At 73.6% G+C, this 15,793-nt stretch carries 18 protein-coding genes and 1 riboswitch; of the genes, 10 read left to right on the top strand and 8 right to left on the bottom strand.

Features of this window, described 5'->3' with window-relative positions:
- The first annotated feature begins 208 nt into the window (after positions 1-208).
- The 7 genes from PSU4_RS03855 (at position 209) to PSU4_RS03885 (ending at position 7,514) form a co-directional block, all read left to right on the top strand.
- Positions 209-1,213, top strand: coding sequence for a sensor histidine kinase (locus PSU4_RS03855; RefSeq protein ID WP_147102574.1), 1,005 nt, complete (start codon positions 209-211; stop codon positions 1,211-1,213).
- Positions 1,213-2,007 carry a LytR/AlgR family response regulator transcription factor gene (locus tag PSU4_RS03860; protein ID WP_147102546.1) on the top strand — a complete coding sequence of 265 codons (795 nt, stop codon included), beginning with the start codon at positions 1,213-1,215 and terminating at the stop codon, positions 2,005-2,007. The genes PSU4_RS03855 and PSU4_RS03860 overlap by 1 nt, the downstream gene beginning before the upstream one ends.
- 25 nt (positions 2,008-2,032) lie before the next feature.
- The gene (locus PSU4_RS03865) at positions 2,033-2,371 is read left to right on the top strand and encodes a hypothetical protein (RefSeq protein WP_246114921.1); all 339 of its coding nucleotides are present in this window, start codon (positions 2,033-2,035) and stop codon (positions 2,369-2,371) included.
- On the top strand, positions 2,368-4,044 hold the full coding sequence (locus tag PSU4_RS03870; protein ID WP_147102548.1) for a sodium/solute symporter: 1,677 nt from the start codon (positions 2,368-2,370) through the stop codon (positions 4,042-4,044). The genes PSU4_RS03865 and PSU4_RS03870 overlap by 4 nt, the downstream gene beginning before the upstream one ends.
- 145 nt (positions 4,045-4,189) lie before the next feature.
- A complete protein-coding gene (locus PSU4_RS03875; protein ID WP_147102549.1) occupies positions 4,190-4,540 on the top strand; it encodes a DUF485 domain-containing protein in 351 nt (116 codons plus the stop codon).
- Positions 4,537-6,186, top strand: coding sequence for a monocarboxylic acid transporter (locus PSU4_RS03880; RefSeq protein WP_147102550.1), 1,650 nt, complete (start codon positions 4,537-4,539; stop codon positions 6,184-6,186). The genes PSU4_RS03875 and PSU4_RS03880 overlap by 4 nt, the downstream gene beginning before the upstream one ends.
- A 68-nt stretch (positions 6,187-6,254) precedes the next feature.
- On the top strand, positions 6,255-7,514 hold the full coding sequence (locus tag PSU4_RS03885; RefSeq protein ID WP_147102551.1) for an amidase: 1,260 nt from the start codon (positions 6,255-6,257) through the stop codon (positions 7,512-7,514).
- Positions 7,515-7,597: 83 nt separating this feature from the next.
- On the opposite strand, the gene PSU4_RS03890 is transcribed toward PSU4_RS03885, so the two are convergent.
- The 4 genes from PSU4_RS03890 to PSU4_RS03905 all read right to left on the bottom strand — a co-directional run bounded on the left by PSU4_RS03890 (position 7,598) and on the right by PSU4_RS03905 (position 10,095).
- Positions 7,598-8,251, bottom strand: coding sequence for a GPR1/FUN34/YaaH family transporter (locus PSU4_RS03890; RefSeq protein ID WP_147102552.1), 654 nt, complete (start codon positions 8,249-8,251; stop codon positions 7,598-7,600).
- Between the two features lie 243 nt (positions 8,252-8,494).
- On the bottom strand, positions 8,495-8,956 hold the full coding sequence (locus tag PSU4_RS03895; protein ID WP_147102553.1) for a Fur family transcriptional regulator: 462 nt from the start codon (positions 8,954-8,956) through the stop codon (positions 8,495-8,497).
- Positions 8,929-9,369: a Dps family protein gene (locus PSU4_RS03900; protein ID WP_147102554.1), complete on the bottom strand. Its 441-nt coding sequence runs from the start codon at positions 9,367-9,369 to the stop codon at positions 8,929-8,931. The genes PSU4_RS03895 and PSU4_RS03900 overlap by 28 nt, the downstream gene beginning before the upstream one ends.
- 111 nt (positions 9,370-9,480) lie before the next feature.
- On the bottom strand, positions 9,481-10,095 hold the full coding sequence (locus tag PSU4_RS03905) for a TetR/AcrR family transcriptional regulator (RefSeq protein ID WP_147102555.1): 615 nt from the start codon (positions 10,093-10,095) through the stop codon (positions 9,481-9,483).
- Between the two features lie 170 nt (positions 10,096-10,265).
- On the opposite strand from PSU4_RS03905, the gene PSU4_RS03910 reads away from it, so the two are divergent.
- Positions 10,266-11,438 carry an MFS transporter gene (locus PSU4_RS03910; protein WP_246114922.1) on the top strand — a complete coding sequence of 391 codons (1,173 nt, stop codon included), beginning with the start codon at positions 10,266-10,268 and terminating at the stop codon, positions 11,436-11,438.
- A gap of 72 nt (positions 11,439-11,510) precedes the next feature.
- Here the strand turns inward: PSU4_RS03910 and PSU4_RS03915 are convergent, their stop codons facing one another.
- Positions 11,511-12,296, bottom strand: a complete 786-nt coding sequence (locus PSU4_RS03915) for an isocitrate lyase/PEP mutase family protein (RefSeq protein WP_147102557.1) — start codon at positions 12,294-12,296, stop codon at positions 11,511-11,513.
- 367 nt (positions 12,297-12,663) lie between these two features.
- Here PSU4_RS03915 and PSU4_RS03920 point away from each other — a divergent pair, with 367 nt between their 5' ends.
- The gene (locus PSU4_RS03920) at positions 12,664-13,050 is read left to right on the top strand and encodes a hypothetical protein (RefSeq protein WP_147102558.1); all 387 of its coding nucleotides are present in this window, start codon (positions 12,664-12,666) and stop codon (positions 13,048-13,050) included.
- 42 nt (positions 13,051-13,092) lie between these two features.
- Here the strand turns inward: PSU4_RS03920 and PSU4_RS03925 are convergent, their stop codons facing one another.
- Genes PSU4_RS03925 through PSU4_RS03935 form a run of 3 tightly spaced genes read right to left on the bottom strand, consistent with a single transcriptional unit; the run spans position 13,093 to position 15,025 of the window.
- Positions 13,093-13,338: a helix-turn-helix domain-containing protein gene (locus PSU4_RS03925; RefSeq protein ID WP_147102559.1), complete on the bottom strand. Its 246-nt coding sequence runs from the start codon at positions 13,336-13,338 to the stop codon at positions 13,093-13,095.
- Positions 13,339-13,818 (bottom strand): DUF2975 domain-containing protein, encoded by a 480-nt coding sequence (locus PSU4_RS03930; RefSeq protein ID WP_147102560.1) that lies wholly within the window; start codon positions 13,816-13,818, stop codon positions 13,339-13,341.
- Positions 13,819-13,873: 55 nt separating this feature from the next.
- Entirely contained in the window at positions 13,874-15,025 is a 1,152-nt protein-coding gene (locus PSU4_RS03935) for a 5-aminoimidazole-4-carboxamide ribonucleotide transformylase (protein ID WP_147102561.1), read from the bottom strand.
- A gap of 31 nt (positions 15,026-15,056) precedes the next feature.
- Positions 15,057-15,145, bottom strand: a riboswitch (ZMP/ZTP riboswitch).
- A 54-nt stretch (positions 15,146-15,199) separates the two neighbouring features.
- On the opposite strand from PSU4_RS03935, the gene PSU4_RS03940 reads away from it, so the two are divergent.
- Positions 15,200-15,793: FAD-binding protein (locus PSU4_RS03940; protein ID WP_147102562.1), on the top strand; the 594-nt coding region annotated here is incomplete at its 3' end.

Raw genomic sequence — 15,793 nt, forward strand, 5'->3', positions numbered from 1 at the left:
CCCTACGGGGGTGGCGGGCAGGGGGTGATGCGCACGAGCCGCGCCCGGTGGTGACGGTCACTACAGTGACGCCGTGGACGCGATCGGGCCGACGCGTGTCGTGGGCGACGACGCCCCCGACGGCGCGGATCCCGGCACGTCCACGGCGGCTCCCGGGCGGCGGCGCCGGTGGTGGCCGCGGTCGCGGCGGCTCCCGGCGTCGGACGCGATGGCGGTGCTGGCCGCGGGCCAGGCGATCGCCGAGGACCTGCGGGGCGGGCTCGTCCACGACCGGGCCGGGGCGGCCGCGCGGCGGCTGCGCACCCTGCTGGACGCCGACGCGGTGGGTCTCGGGGCCCTGTCGGGGCCGCTGGCCTGGGCCGGGCGGCCCGACGAGGACGCGGCCGGCCTGGTCGACCAGGTGCGTCGCGACGGGCACCGCGCCGGCCGGGCGGGCCGCACGCTCGCGTTGCCGCTGCCGGTGCGCGGCGAGCCGGGCGGGGTGCTGGTCGTCGTCGGCGCGGTTCCCGCGGCCGCGGCCCGGCAGGCGGCGGCGTGGACGGGAGAGGCGCTGGCCCGCGGCCGGCTGGAGTCGTCGGCGGAGGCGGCGGAGCGCGCCGAGCTGCGGGCGTTGCGCGCGGAGATCTCGCCGCACTTCGTCTACAACGCGTTGACGACGATCGCGGCGTTCGTCCGCTCGGACCCCGACCGGGCACGCGAGCTGATCCGCGACTTCGCCGAGTACATCCGGCACAGTCTGGCGCGCCGCGGTGAGTACACGACGCTGGCGGGGGAGTTCCGCGCGATCGAGGCCTACCTGGAGCTGGCGCGGGCGGTGCTGGGGGAGCGGCTGCGGGTGCAGGTGCGGATCGCGCCGGAGGTGCTTCCCGTCGCACTGCCGTTCCTCACGTTGCAGCCACTCGTGGAGAACGCGGTGCAGCACGGTGTGGAGCGGATCGAGGGTGGCGGATCGGTGCAGGTCAGCGGGGAGGCGCAGGGCACGGACTGCGTCATCGCGGTCGAGGACGACGGTCCGGGCATGGATCCCGAGCACGCCCGCGCGGCGCTCGCCGGGGACGCGTCGGGGTCCGGGCTGGCGCTGGCCAACGTCGACCGCCGGCTGCGCGCGGTGTACGGGCCGCAGTACGGCCTGGTGATCGAGACGGCGGAGGGCGCGGGCACCCGGATCGTCGTGCGGGTGCCGCGTTTCGCGCCCGGTGTGGTGGCGGTCTGATGCCCGACCGGCTGCGGGTCCTGGTCGTCGACGACGTCGCGCCGGCACTCGACGAGCTGTGCGGGATGCTGCGCGACTCGCCCTGTGTGCGGGAGGTCGTCCCGGCCGGCGACGCGGTGACGGCGCTGCGGCTGATCCAGGCCGCCGACGGCGACGGGCCCTTCGACGCGGCGTTCCTCGACATCTCGATGCCGGGCATGGACGGGCTGGAGCTGGGGTCGCTGCTGTCGCGGCTGGCCGACCCGCCGGAGATCGTGTTCGTCACCGCGTTCGAGGAGCACGCCGTGTCGGCCTACGGCGTCGGCGCCCTGGACTACCTGCTCAAACCGGTGTCGACGGAACGTCTCGACGGCGCGCTCGCCCGGATCCGCCGCGTCGCCGGGGCGTCGCGGGAGGAGCAGCCCGCGGGTGCGCGCGCCGCCGAACCCGTCGACAAGCTGGCCGCGGTGCCGGTGGAGCTGGGTGGGCGGACGCGCTGGGTGCGTCGCGACGACGTGCGGTTCGTCGAGGCCCAGGGCGACTACGTGCGGCTGCACACCCGCGGCGGGTCGCACCTGCTGCGGATGCCGATCTCGCGGCTGGAGGAGCACTGGGCCGACCACGGCTACACGCGGGTGCACCGCAGCTTCCTGCTCGACGTCAGCTCGGTGCTGGAGCTGCGCAGCGACAGCGGCGGCGGGCTGCTCGCCCACACCGACGCGGGCGACGTCCCGGTGAGCCGCCGCCACGCCCGCCCGCTGCGCGACCTGCTGCTCGACGCCGCGACCCGCGGCGACCTGCGCGGGGCCCGGTGAGCACGTGGTGAGCAGGGCCAGGCGCGTGACCGTCACCAGCCCGCAGACGGCCGTCGTGCTCACCGCCCGCCGGGGCGGGGTGTCGTCGCCACCACCGCGGCTCTCGGCGGCCGAGCGCGACCGCGCCGAACGCCTCCGCCGGGCGCAGCTGCGGCTCGCGCTGGTCGGGCTGACCGGGCTGGCGCTGGTGCTCGTCGGGCTGCCGATCCTGCTCGACGCCGTCCCGGAGCTGATCCGGCCCCGGCTGTTCGGGCTGCCGGTGAGCTGGCTGGCCGTCGCGGTGCTGCCCTACCCGGTGCTGGCGCTGCTCGCGTGGCGGCAGCTGCGCCGGGCGGAGCGCCTGGAACGAGCAGACGAGCTGTGATCGCCCTCGCTGCGCTGCCGGTGGTGCTGGCGACGCTGCTCATCGGGGCCCGCGGGGTCGCGGCGCTGCGCTCGACGTCGGACTTCCTCGTCGCGTCCCGGCGCATCTCGCCGACGCTCAACGCGGCCGCGGTGTCGGGGGAGTACCTGTCGGCGGCGTCGTTCCTCGGGGTGGCGGGGCTCGTCGTGAAGAACGGGGTGGGCGCGCTGTGGTACCCGGTCGGGTTCACGGCGGGCTACGTGGCGATGCTGCTGTTCGTCGCCGCCCCGATGCGCCGCACGGGCGCGCTGACCGTGCCCGACTTCGCGGAGGCCCGGCTGGGCTCGCCCGCGCTGCGCCGGTTCTGCGCGGTCGTCGTGCTGGTCATCGCGGGGTTGTACCTGGTGCCGCAGTTCACCGCCGCCGGGCAGGTCCTGATGGCGGTCAGCGGCCTGCCGTACTGGGTGGGTGTCGTCGTCTCCGGGGTCGCGGTCAGCGTGACGCTCGCGCTCGGTGGGATGCGCGCGGCGACGTACGTGCAGGCGTTCCAGTTCGTCCTCAAGCTGCTGCTGTTCATCGTCCCGGCGGTGTGGCTGATGACCGCGGTCGGCCCGGAGACCCGGCACGAGGCGCTGCACCCGGCGGAGTTCAGCCGGTTCACCGCGGACACCCCCGTCGAGTTCCGGCTGCCGACGCGCATCGAGGTCTCCACGCCGACGACGGTCGTCGCCGACACCGACACGGGACCCGTGCCGGTGCACCTCGAACAGGGGACCCACGTCGCGCCCGGGCAGGCGCGCTGGGTCTTCCCCGCGGGTGCCGACGTGCCGCGCATCCGCGGTGCAGCCCTGCCCGGCAGCGACGACTGGCAGCGCCCGCTGCTCGACTCCGACCGCTCGGGGCACTCGCTGCTCGCGACGTGGTCGGTGCTCGTCGCGACGGCGCTGGGCACGATGGGGCTGCCCCACGTCATCGTCCGTTTCCACACCAGCCCCGACGGCCGGGCGGCGCGGCGGACCGCCGCGATCACCGTCGGGCTGCTGGGCACGTTCTACCTGTTCACGTGGGTGTACGGGCTGCTCGGCGGGGTGCTGATACCGGAGCTCTACCTGTCGGGTGCCACCGACACCGCGGTCGTCGAACTGCCCGGCCGCGTCGACGACGGCACCGCCGGGCAGGTGTTCACCGGGCTGTTGACGGCGGGGGCGTTCGCGGCGTTCCTCGCGACGTCGCTGGGGCTGCTGCTCGCGCTCGCCGGGGCGGTCGCGCACGACCTGTTGCCCGGCTCGCTGCGCCGGCTGCGGCTCACCGCGCTGGTGGCCGCAGCGGTCGTGGTCCCGATCGCGCTGCTCGCCGCCCGCGTCGACGTCGGGGCAGTCGTGACCTCGGCGTTCGCGGTCGCGGCGTCGACGTTCTGCCCGCTGCTCGTGCTGGGCATCTGGTGGCGGCGGCTGACGGTGCGGGGCGCGTTCGTCGGCATGGGGGTGGGCCTCGTGGCCTCGGCGGGGGCGATGGCGGCGAGCCTGCTGATCCGGCCCGCCCCGGGTGTCACCGCCCTGTTGCTGGGGCAGCCGGCGCTGTGGTCGGTGTCCCTCGCGTTCCTGACGATGGTCGGCGTGTCGTGGCGCGACCGGCCCCCGCCGGGTGCGGAGTCGGCCATGTTGCGGCTCCACCTGGACGAGACCAGGGCGTGACCTGCGCCACCGTTCGTCGCGCGACGCGACCGTTCGTCAACCGTTCGTCGTCGCGGAGGGGTGTGTATCGCCCATTGCTTCCCGCTGTTGCGCGGTGCCGCTTTCCTACTGCCCGTAGCCGACCGAGTGCCTACGAGGAGGCAGCGTGAGCACCACCGAGTCACAACCCCCGGGCGAGGGGATCGCGACCACCGACTGGGAAACGGTCCAGGCGAGCCCTGAGTTCCAGTCCCTGCGACGGCGGTTGCGGGGGTTCGTCTTCCCGCTGACCGCGGCGTTCCTCGTCTGGTACCTGCTGTACGTGCTGCTGGCCAGCTACGCGCCGGCGTTCATGGCGACGAAGGTCGTGGGCAACATCAACGTCGGGCTGATCTTCGGGCTCCTGCAGTTCGTGTCGACCTTCGCGATCACCACCTGGTACGTGAAGTGGGCCGACAAGAACTTCGACCCGCCCGCGGCCGCCATCCGTGAGGAGATCGAGGGGAGCGGGCGATGAACCTCGCGCAGGCCGCCGACGGGGTCGAGGGCTCCAACCCGTGGCTCAACATCGGCATCTTCGCCGTCTTCGTGATCGTGACGCTGACGATCGTGGTGCGCGTGTCCAAGCGCGCGAGCAGCGGCGCGAAGGACTTCTACACCGCCGGTGGCGGGTTCTCCGGCACCCAGAACGGCATCGCGATCTCCGGTGACTACCTGTCCGCGGCGTCGTTCCTCGGGATCGCCGGCGCCATCGCGCTCTACGGCTACGACGGCTTCCTCTACTCGATCGGCTTCCTCGTCGCCTGGCTCGTCGCGCTCCTGCTCGTCGCCGAGCTCCTGCGCAACACCGGCCGGTTCACCATGGGCGACGTCCTCGCCTTCCGGATGCGCCAGCGTCCCGTCCGCGCCGCGGCGGCGACGTCGACACTCGTGGTGTCGTTCTTCTACCTGCTCGCCCAGATGGCCGGCGCCGGCGGACTCGTCGCCCTGCTGCTCGACGTGAAGTCCAAGACCGGGCAGTCGATCGTCATCGCGGTCGTCGGCGTCCTGATGATCGCCTACGTGCTCATCGGCGGCATGCGCGGCACGACGTGGGTGCAGATCATCAAGGCCGTCCTGCTCATCGCGGGCGCCGCCATCATGACGTTCTGGGTGCTCGGCAAGTACGGCGTCAACGTCTCCCAGCTGATGGGCGGCGCCGTCGAGCGCGCCGGCCAGGGCGGGGAGAAGCTGCTCAACCCCGGCGCGCAGTACGGCAAGTCCGGCCTGACCAAGCTCGACTTCGTCTCGCTCGGCATCGCGCTGGTTCTCGGCACGGCCGGTCTGCCGCACATCCTGATGCGCTTCTACACCGTGCCCACGGCCAAGGAGGCCCGCCGCTCGGTGGTCTGGGCGATCTGGCTGATCGGCCTGTTCTACCTGTTCACGCTCGTCCTGGGCTACGGAGCGGGCGCGCTCGTCGGGCCCGACGCGATCAAGAAGGCCCCCGGCGGGGCCAACTCCGCGGCCCCGCTGCTGGCCTACGAGCTGGGTGGGACGATCCTGCTGGGCCTGATCGCGGCGGTCGCGTTCGCCACGATCCTGGCGGTGGTCGCCGGGCTCACGATCACGGCGTCGGCGTCGTTCGCCCACGACATCTACGTCAACGTGATCAAGCGCGGCAAGGTCGACGACGCGGCCCACACCGAGGTGAGGATCGCGCGGCGCACGGCCGTCGTCATCGGCGTCGTCGCCATCGCGGGCGGCATCCTGGCCAACGGCCAGAACATCGCGTTCCTGGTGGCGCTGGCCTTCGCGGTCGCCGCCTCGGCGAACCTGCCGACGATCCTCTACTCGCTGTTCTGGAAGCGGTTCAACACCAACGGTGCGCTGTGGAGCATCTACGGCGGCCTCACGATCACACTGGTGCTGATCATCTTCTCGCCGGTCGTGTCCGGGAAGCCGGTCGACCCGGTGACGGGGAAGAGCCCGTCGATGCTGCAGGGCGTGGACTTCCACTGGTTCCCGCTGGACAACCCGGGTCTGATCTCGATCCCGGCGTCGTTCCTGCTGGGCTTCCTCGGCACGGTGCTGGCCAAGGACAAGGCGGACAAGGCCCGCTACGCGGAGATGGAGGTCCGGTCGCTCACGGGCGCCGGGGCGGAGAAGGCCGTCGCGCACTAGAAGTCCTACCGGTGCGGGTCCGCGGAGTCGCGGGCCCGCACCGTCGTGCGGGCGTAGTGTCGACGGCCGTGACCGCGTCCCTGCAGGAGACCGCCCGCACCGTCGCGGCCGGCTCCACCACCGCAACCCGGCTGGTCGAGGAGGCGCTGGAGCGCCTGGCCGCCACCGAACCCGACATCCACGCCTGGGTGACCGTCGCCGCCGACGCCGCGCGCGAGCAGGCCCGCCGGCTCGACGCGGGCTCGCACCGCGGGCCGCTGCACGGCGTTCCCGTCGGCGTCAAGGACATCATCGACGTCGCCGGCCTGCCGACGGAGTGCGGCTCGCCCCTGCGTGCCGGTCGGGTGGCGGGGGAGGACGCCTGGGTCGTCGCCCGGCTGCGCGAGGCCGGTGCGATCGTCCTCGGCAAGACCGTGACCACGGAGTTCGCCTACTTCCAGCCCGGCCCGACCCGCAACCCGCGCGACCTGACGCGGACCCCCGGCGGGTCGTCGAGCGGGTCGGCGGCCGCCGTCGCCGCCGGGGTGGTGCCTGTCGCCGTCGGCACCCAGACGGCCGGGTCGGTGATCCGGCCGGCCGCGTTCTGCGGCGTCGCCTCGTACGTGCCGCCGGTCGGCGCGCTGTCCTACGAGGGCATCCACCCGATGTGCCCGTCGCTGGACACGGCCGGGTTCTTCGCGACGACCGTCGAGGACCTGGCACTGGTCCGCGCGGCCGTCGGCGGCTGGTCGGAGGTACCGGCACCGCGCAGCGACGCGCCCACGCTGCTGCTGATGCGCGGTGACGAGCTGGGGCCCGTCGAACCGGAGATGGCCGACGCGCTGGAGCGTGCCGTAACGGCGCTGCGCGGCGACGGGGCCCGGATCAGCGACGCGACCCTGCGTCTCGGGCCGCTGGAGGACGACCACGTCACGGTCATGGAGTACGAGGCCGCGGTCTCGATGCGCACCGAGCTCGCGACGTCACCCGACCGGCTCAGCGACATCCTGCGCGAGATGCTGGTGAAGGGCGCGGCCGTCGGCGAGGCGTCCTGGGCGGCCGCCCGGGCCCGGGCCACGGCCCAGCGGGACCTTGTCACCGGGCTGCTCGGCGAGGCCGACGCGATCCTGCTGCCCGCCGCCCCCGGCCCGGCGCCCGAAGGCCTGGGCGCCACCGGGAAGCCGACGATGTCGCGGCCGTTCCAGCTGATGAACCTGCCCGCGGTCGCGATCCCGGGAATGCGGACCGCGGCCGGTGTGCCGCTCGGGGTGCAGCTCGTCGGTCATCCCGGGCGGGAGGCCGGACTGCTCGCGACGGCGGCGTGGGTCCAGGCGCGGTTGCAGGAATAGGAACGCGCCGGCGGTGGTGAGCCGCCGGCGCGCGAGGTGGAGCCGGGTGCGGGCCCCGGATCGCGGGACCCGCACCCGGAGTTCTACTTGACGACCGGCGCGCCCATCGGCAACGCGCGGCCACCCAACTCCTGGTTCATGGCGTCGTAGAACAGGTAGATGCCGATCAGGCAGAACACGAACACGGCGATGCCGCCGCCCGTGAGCATCCCCGTCGACCCGCCGAGGACACCGGCGAGCACCAGCGCGACCGCGATGTCGACGAAGAGGAACAGCAGCGTGAAGGCCAGCGGCAGGCGCATGGTCGCCACGGTGACGACGACCAGTACGACCAGCCAGGAGATCAGGAACGTGGCCTGCAGGGACTGGACCTGCGAGGCGGCGGCGGTGGCGTCGGTGGCCGACACCCCGAACCACCCGTTGACCAGGCCCATGACCATGAACCCGAAGCTCAGCCAGAAGACGCCGAACATCCCGAAGATGCCGGCGACGGCGCTCTGGCCGATGCGGGCGGCCCACAGACCCGACAGCAGCACGCCGATGCCGGATGCGAAGAACACGGCGGGGACCAGTCCGCCGGGAAGTGCGGCCGGCAGGTAGCCGACCAGCCAGAGGCCGAGCGTAAGGCTGCCGACCAGGAAGCAGGGAAGCGCGAACAGTGACGGGTTTCCGGCGGGGGCGGCTGCGGGTGCCGCAGCCTCCGCGACGGGAGCCTGGGCCTCGTTCTCGACTGTCATGACCGGATCTCCTCGTTGAGTTCGGTACTGCAGCGGGTGAGTACTGGGTGAGTACTTCGAGGGACGGGCGTGCCATGGAGTGCGCGGGCACCGTGGACGCGGAGCGTTCTCGAGCGATCTGGTGTGACGGTGTGGACGGCGACCGCGCGCACCGGCTGTGCGACGGTCTGGACGCATCGTGAACCCCTCACGGGAGGCCGGATGTCTCGAAAAGAGACGGTGACCGATTCGTGATGTCGCTGGTCACGGGTTCGTGACCCGGCGGGCGCCGTGAGGCCGGCCCCCGGCGAGGCAGGCCGCGCACGTTCCGCGGAGGACGACCTGGGCCTCCTCGACCTCGCCCACCGACGGATCCGGGTTCAGGCAGGGCATCGCGTCGGCAGCGCAGGCGACGTCGATGACGCGGTGGCAGACGCGGCACACGAAGTGGTGGTGCCACTCGCGTCCGGTCTCGTAGAGCACGGCGCCGGGGCCGGCGTCCGCGGTGAGCGCCAGCCCCGCCCCGACCAGCGAGGACAGGGCGTTGTAGACGCTCGACCGCGGAACCCGCCGGCCCCGGGTGGTGAGCAGGTCGTGCACCTCGTCGGCGGTGCGGTGGCCGCCGAGGTCCTCGAGGGCGCCGAGGACCTCGACGCGCGGGCCGGTGGCCCGCAGTCCGCCGGAGCGCAGACGACTGCTCAGGCCTGCTGCGCGTCGAACATCCACCGCTGCTTCTCCAGCCCCGCGACGATCCCGATCAGCAGGTCCTGGCTCACCAGGTCGAGCGAGTCGAGCTGGGCGATCCGGGTGCGGATCCGCTCGATCACGGTGTCGAGCACGCGGACGGTGTGCGCGACGACGGCGGCCGTGGGGAGACGGCCGTCGGGCGCCTCGGGGAGCGGGGTCTCCTTGGCGACGATCGCGACGCGGCCGTCGGCCGGCTGTCCGAGCGCGACGGCCCGCTCGGCGACGGCGTCGCCCCCGGCGCGCGCCTCGTCGGTCAGGGCGTCGAGCTGCTCGTGCACCGACAGGAACGTCGGGCCGGTGACGTTCCAGTGCAGCTGCTTGGCCTGCAGCGCCAGGTCGGTCAGCTCGATCAGGGTGTCCTGCAGGTCGGTGCCGATGCGTTCGCGGTTCATGGTGGGTCGGCCTCCTCGGGAGAGCGAGTCAGTTCTTTTCTGGACAGGTTCCAGATTACCCCTTTTCTGGACCAAGTCCAGAAAAGGAGCTGTGGGCTCGCTCTCGGAAGGTCAGGCTGGGCTCGGCTGCGGCTGCGTGCAGTGGTCGACCAGGGTGTCCGCGAGCTCGCGGGCCCAGTCCGCGCCACCGGGACGCTCGGTGAACAGGGCCCGGAAGTAGATCGGGCCCATGAGCATGTCGGCGGCCCGGTCGACGGTCGGCACCGCGCCCCCGCGGTCGCGCTCACGATCCAACATCGACCCGAGCTGGGTGCGCCGCTCGCCGATGCACGCGCAGCCACCCTCGGTGCTCGTGCCCAGCGCGGCGCGGATGATCGCCAGCGTCTCCGGGTCGGTCAGGTCGGTGGCGACGTCAGCGGCCCACCGTCGCAGGTCGCCGCGCAGCGAGCCGGTGTCGGGGACGACGAGGTCGTCGGTGAACCGGCTCTCGGCCACGGCGCTGAGCAGGTCGCCGAGCGAGGCCCAGCGGCGGTAGACCGTCGTCGGGTGCACGCCCGCGCGGGCGGCGATGACGGGCATCGTCAGCTGCTCGGCGGGGGCCTGCGCGAGCAGCTCGATGACGGCGCGATGGACGGCGGTGCGGACGCGCGCGGACCGGCCGCCCGGTCGGGTCGGTGGGCCCGCGGCGGCGTCCGAACGGGTGGTGTCTGCCGTGCGAGAAGCCATGACGGCATTATTGCAGCGATCGTTGCGTTGGTGCCGTAATCTCTAACGCAACGATCACTGCTGTCTGGAGAGCGATGCCCGCCACCGCACCACCCCCCGCCCCCGGGACGACTTCCGGGACGACTTCCGGGACGACGTCACGACGGCTGACCCGGGCCCGCACCTTCCCCGTGGTCGCCTCCGTCATCGTCCTGTTCATGGCCGCCGCGGGTGCCCCGACCCCGCTCTACGTCGTCTACCAGCAGGCATGGGGCTTCACCCCCACGGCCCTCACCGTCGTCTTCGCCGTCTACGTCATCGGCCTGCTCGGCTCGCTGCTCGTCGTCGGCGGACTGTCCGACCACGTCGGCCGCCGCCCGGTCCTCGCCGCCGCCGTCGCACTGCAAGCCGTCGCGTTCGTGCTGTTCCTCGTCGCCGACGGCGTCCCCGTGCTCCTGCTCGCCCGCGCGCTGCAGGGCCTGGCCACCGGCGCCGCCATCACGACGCTCTCCGCCGCCCTCGTCGACACCGCCCCACCGCACGAGCCCACCCGTGCCGGCGTCGTCAGCAGCGTCGCGCCCATCGCCGGACTCGGGATCGGGTCGCTCGGTGCCGGTGCACTCGTCCAGTACGCACCCGCGCCCACGCAGCTCGTCTTCGTCGTGTTCCTCGCGCTGCTCGCGGTGGCCGCCGTCGCCGTCGCGCTCATGCCGGAGACGTCCGCCCGGGTGCCCGGCGCCCTCGGGTCGCTGCGGCCCGTCGTCGGTGTTCCGCGCAGGCTGCGTCCCGAGGTGTTCGCGCTCGTGCCGATCCTGCTGGCGTCCTGGTCGCTGGGCGGGCTGTTCTTCTCCCTCGGCCCGTCGGTGGCCGCCGAGGTCCTCGGGGTGCGCAACCACCTCGTCGGCGGGTTCGTCGTGGTCCTGCTCTGCGCGCCCGGCGCCCTGACAGCACTGCTGCTGCGGCGCCGGCCGCTCGACCGGCTGCTGACCCTCGCCGGCGCCCTCGTCAGCCTCGGCACCGCCGTCGCCCTCGTCGGTGTGGACCTCGGGCTCGGGCTGGTCGCGGCGCTCGGCACGGTTGTCGCCGGCGTCGGGTTCGGTGCCGCGGCGCTCGGGACCTTCGGGACCTACGCCCGCATCGCCGCACCTCACGAGCGCGGCGCCCTCTTCGCCGTCGCCTACACCATCTCCTACCTGGCCTTCAGTGTCCCCGCCGTCGCCGCGGGGTTCGCCGCGACGTCGCTCGGCCTGCAGGTCACGACCGCCGGCTACGGGATCATGGTCGTCGCGCTGGGGGTGCTGTCGCTGGTCGCCCAACGCCGCGCGACCTCGCGCCGCCGCGTCGCGGGTGCCACCGCGGCGTGACCGAACTCCGCGCGCCACCTCACGGTCGTTCCGCGAGCCGCGGACGACCGTGAGGTTGCGCGCCGTGCGGGGTCAGGTGAACGCGGCCGCGGCGCCCTCCCGGCCGGTCGCGGCGTTCGCGAAGAACGAGGTGTCGCCGTCGAGCAGCGCCTTGCCCGCGTCGATCAGGGCCCCCGACGCCGCGTAGAAGAACGTTCCGCCGACGGAGATGCGCGCGACCCCGGCCCTCCCCAGCTCGGCGACGGTCGGGCCGCCGTCGACCAGCAGCACGTTGACGGGCCGGTCGACGTTGCGCACCACCGTCTCGACGTCGGCGATCCGGGCGAGGCCGGGCGCGTAGAGGACATCGGCCCCCGCCTCCTGGTAGGCCTGCAGCCGCTCGATCGTGTCGGCGAGGTCGTGCACGCCGTGCAGCAGGTTCTCGCAGCGCGCGGTGAGGACGAACTCGCCGCCGGCTGCGGACGTCGCGGCCGCGATCCGCTCCACCGCCGCGTCGCGGGCGTAGATCGGGGAGCCGGCGTCGCCGGTGAAGTCCTCTACCGACCCGCCCGCGAGCCCGGCCCCGCGGGCGGCGGTGATCGTCGCGGCGACGTCGCCGGGGGCGTGGCCGAAGCCGTTCTCGAGGTCGGCCGAGACGGGCAGGTCGGTGGCGGCGACGATCGTCGCGGCGTGGGCGAGGGCCTCGTCCCGGGTGACGCCGCCGTCGCGACGGCCCAGCGTCCCGGCGAACCCGCTGCTGGTCGTGGCGAGGGCCCGGAAACCGAGCGAGGCCAGCAGGCGCGCCGACCCGGCGTCCCACGGGTTGGGGATCAGCAGCGGGGTGTCGCGGTGGTGCAGGTCCGAGAACGCGGAGGGCATGCGACTCACGCTAGCCGTGCGGGCCCGGGTCGTCGTTCCCGTTCGGCGGTGCCGGGGGTCGCCGTGGGTGCGGGTCCGTCGGCGTTGTCGGGATCGTAGGTGCGAACGGGGGCCGGCGCCGCACCCAGTCGCGGCGCGTCGACAGCGGTGGGGTTGCGCGCGGGCGATCGGCCGCAACCTCAGCGTCGCGGCACGGCGCTTTGACAGCAGTGGGGTTGCGTGCGGGTGTTCGGCCGCAACCTCAGCGTCGGCCGGGCGGCGGGCCGAGGGGCGACGCACCCCGCCGATCGGTGGCCCGGCGGTCGGCGGACCGGTAGAACTCGTCCCCGTGACGGAACCGGGCGGGGGACCGAGCGGGCTCGGCCCGATGGCCGACGTTCAGCTGCTCGCGGAGATGCTGCGCAGCGACCGGAGCGACGTGGCGTCCTACGCCCGGCTGCTCGCCGGGGCGTTGGCGGGGGCGCTGCCCGCCGGGATGGTGGAGGTCGAGCTCAGGCGCGGGCTGACCGACCGGGTGACGGGCCGCGAGGGGCGTCCCGTCGCGGTGCTGGTGCACGGCCAGGACCGCGACCTGGAGCTGCGCGAGGGTCCGCGGGGTGCGGTCGAGGGAGAGATCCGGCAGGTCGTGCGGGGGACGGTGGTCAGCCGCCGCCCGGTCGGGGTGGACCTGTGGCTGGAGGCACTGGCCGTGGACCTCAACCGCATCGCCGCCCGCGACGCCCTGGAACGCCTCCTCCGCCCCGACCCCGGCTGATCCGGTGTCTACGGCGACGGATTCGTCGCCGTAGGCACCGGATCAGGTGTGCCCGGGAACCGCCCGGGTGTCGGCCGGTTCCTTCTCGTCGACGAACTCCAGCAGATCGCCCGGCTGGCACTCGAGCACCCGGCACATGGCCTCGAGCGTCGAGAACCGGACGGCCTTGGCGCGCCCGTTCTTGAGGACGGCGACGTTGGCCGGGGTCAGTCCGACCCGCTCGGCGAACTCGCCGACGCTCATCTTGCGCCGGGCGAGTTCGACGTCGATGCGCACGACGATCGCCACTCAGATCACCGCGTCGAGATCGGTGCGCAACGTCGTGGCCCGACGCAGCAGGGTGCGCAGCACCACGACCAGCAGCCCGAAGACGGTGACGCCGGTGGTGAGCAGCAGCAGGAGCATGGGCATGCCGGGGTCGTCGGCCTGGGTGAGGACGACGACGTCGACCGCGACGAGCACGAGCCAGCCCGCGGCGATCGCGCCGACGATCACGTCGACCCAGCGCAGCGAGCTCTCGCTGAAGATGCGGTCCTGCGTGACGCGGGTGAGCAGCTGCCAGGTCGCGACGATCACGACCTGCACGCACAGCACCCAGAACCCGGCGATGATCGTCGCCGGCCAGCGCAGCGGGGCGTCGTTCGGGTTCTGTTCGGCCATGTATCGGAAGGTGCCGGGCAGCGACAGGAACTGGAAGACGAGGAGGACGCAGAACAGCACCACGAGGAACACCCGTAGCGTGGGTATCGCTCGACGCTCGATCATCATGAATCGAGCTTCGAGGAAAATCTATCGAATGTCAATCGTCGCAGGGTGTGTGTCGTCAATGCCGGAACAGCCGGGGGACGTCACGGACGCGGGTGATGCGGTGCTCCCGGCAGGCCGCCGCGACGTCGGGTGAGCGCGTCGAGCCGCCGGGCTCGGCGAGGTGGCGCACCCCGTGCCGCGCGGCCTGGTCGACGTTGTCGCGGAACGGGATCGCCCCGTCGGAGACGAACGCGACCTCGTCGAGCCGCCCGATCCACGACGTCCGCTCCCGCGCCGTGAACAGCGTGAACCCGCGCGTCGCCGCCGACAGCAGCCCCGTCTCCCGCAGGTCCAGGTCGCCCTCCACGACGCGCAACCGCCAGTTCGTCCGCTCCGTCGCCGACAGGCCCTCGACGAACGTCATCGACCGCACCGCCGGGTGCCGGCGCAGCCACCAGTTGTCGGCCTTCGTCCCGGCCAGCCGGGTGCAGTCGATCCGTGACTGCTGGCCCGCCCCGATGCCCAGTGCCATCCCGTCGCGCAGGTAGGCGACGGCGTTGGACTCGGTGTGCCGCATGGCGACCAGGCCGAGCAGCAGGTCGGTGACGGCGCGCGGGGCCAGCGCGGGCGCCGAGCGCGTGAGCAGCTCTGCGGTGAGGGGTTCGACGTCGCGCGGTTGTTCGAGCCGGACCCCGCCGATCTCGCGGACCTCCCGCTGCGGCGGCGCCACCGACGGGTCGGCCTCCAGCACCAGGAACCGGCCGTCCTTCTTGGCTGCCAACGTCTCCACGGTCCCGGGCGCGTAGCCGGGCGCGATGATCCCGTCGCTGGTGAGGCGCCGGACGAGGTCGGCCAGCTCGGCGTCGACGGGCTCGGAGACGGCGATCATGTCGCCGAACGAGGCGCGGGGATCGGCGTCGCGGGCCCGGACGTAGGCGCTCGTCAGCGGTCCGACGGCGGCCGCGTCGAGCCCGAACGTCTCGGCGGCGACCTCGTCGACGCGCCCGGCGAGCGCCACCCCGGCGGGCGACACGTGCTTCATCGACGCGGCCACCGGCGTACCGCACACGGCGGCCGCCTCGCGGACCAGCGCCCACCCGGTGAGGGCGTCGAGCATGTTGACGTAGGACGGTTCGCCGGACAGCACCCGCAGGGGTGGGCGGGCCGGGTCGAGGAACTCGGCGGTGGCCGGCTGCTGGTGGGGGTTGGTGCCGTAGCGCAGGAGCATGCGGGTCCTCACGGTCGGCGGTCGGGACGGGCCGGGGCACCCAGGCGGTCGACGCTCCGATGGACGTGCGGTCGGCCGCTCCCCGGTGGTGCTCCACCCTCGCCGGTCGCGGCCGACACCCACCCTACGGGCGTGGCGCGCCCGCGAGATCCGGTGGGCTGGCATCCTCGGCCCGTGGACACCGACGTGATCGTGGTCGGCGGGGGACTGGCCGGGCTGGCCGCCACCGCCGAGCTGGCCGACGCGGGCCGCCGCGTGATCCTGCTCGACCAGGAACCCGATGCGTCGCTGGGCGGGCAGGCGTACTGGTCGTTCGGTGGGCTGTTCCTCGTCGACTCCCCGGAGCAGCGCCGCCTCGGCGTCCGCGACTCCGCCGACCTCGCCTGGCAGGACTGGCTGGGCAGCGCGGGGTTCGACCGCGACCCCGGCGACGTCGGCGGCGCCGACCACTGGGCCCTGCGCTGGGCCCGCGCCTACGTCGACTTCGCCGCCGGTGAGAAGCGGTCCTGGTTGCACGCCATGGGGGTCCGCTGGTTCCCGGTCGTCGGGTGGGCCGAGCGCGGCGGCGGGCTCGCCGACGGCCACGGCAACTCGGTGCCGCGCTTCCACGTCACGTGGGGCACCGGGCCGGGGCTCGTCGAACCCTTCGAGCGCCGCGTCCGCGAGCACGCCGCCGCCGGCCGCGTCGACCTGCGGTTCCGGCACCGCGTCGACGCCCTGACCACCACCGACGGCACCGTCGACGGGGTGCGCGGGGCGATCCTCGAA

It is taken from the genome of Pseudonocardia sulfidoxydans NBRC 16205 (assembly GCF_007989085.1).
In the GTDB taxonomy this organism is placed as follows: domain Bacteria; phylum Actinomycetota; class Actinomycetes; order Mycobacteriales; family Pseudonocardiaceae; genus Pseudonocardia; species Pseudonocardia sulfidoxydans.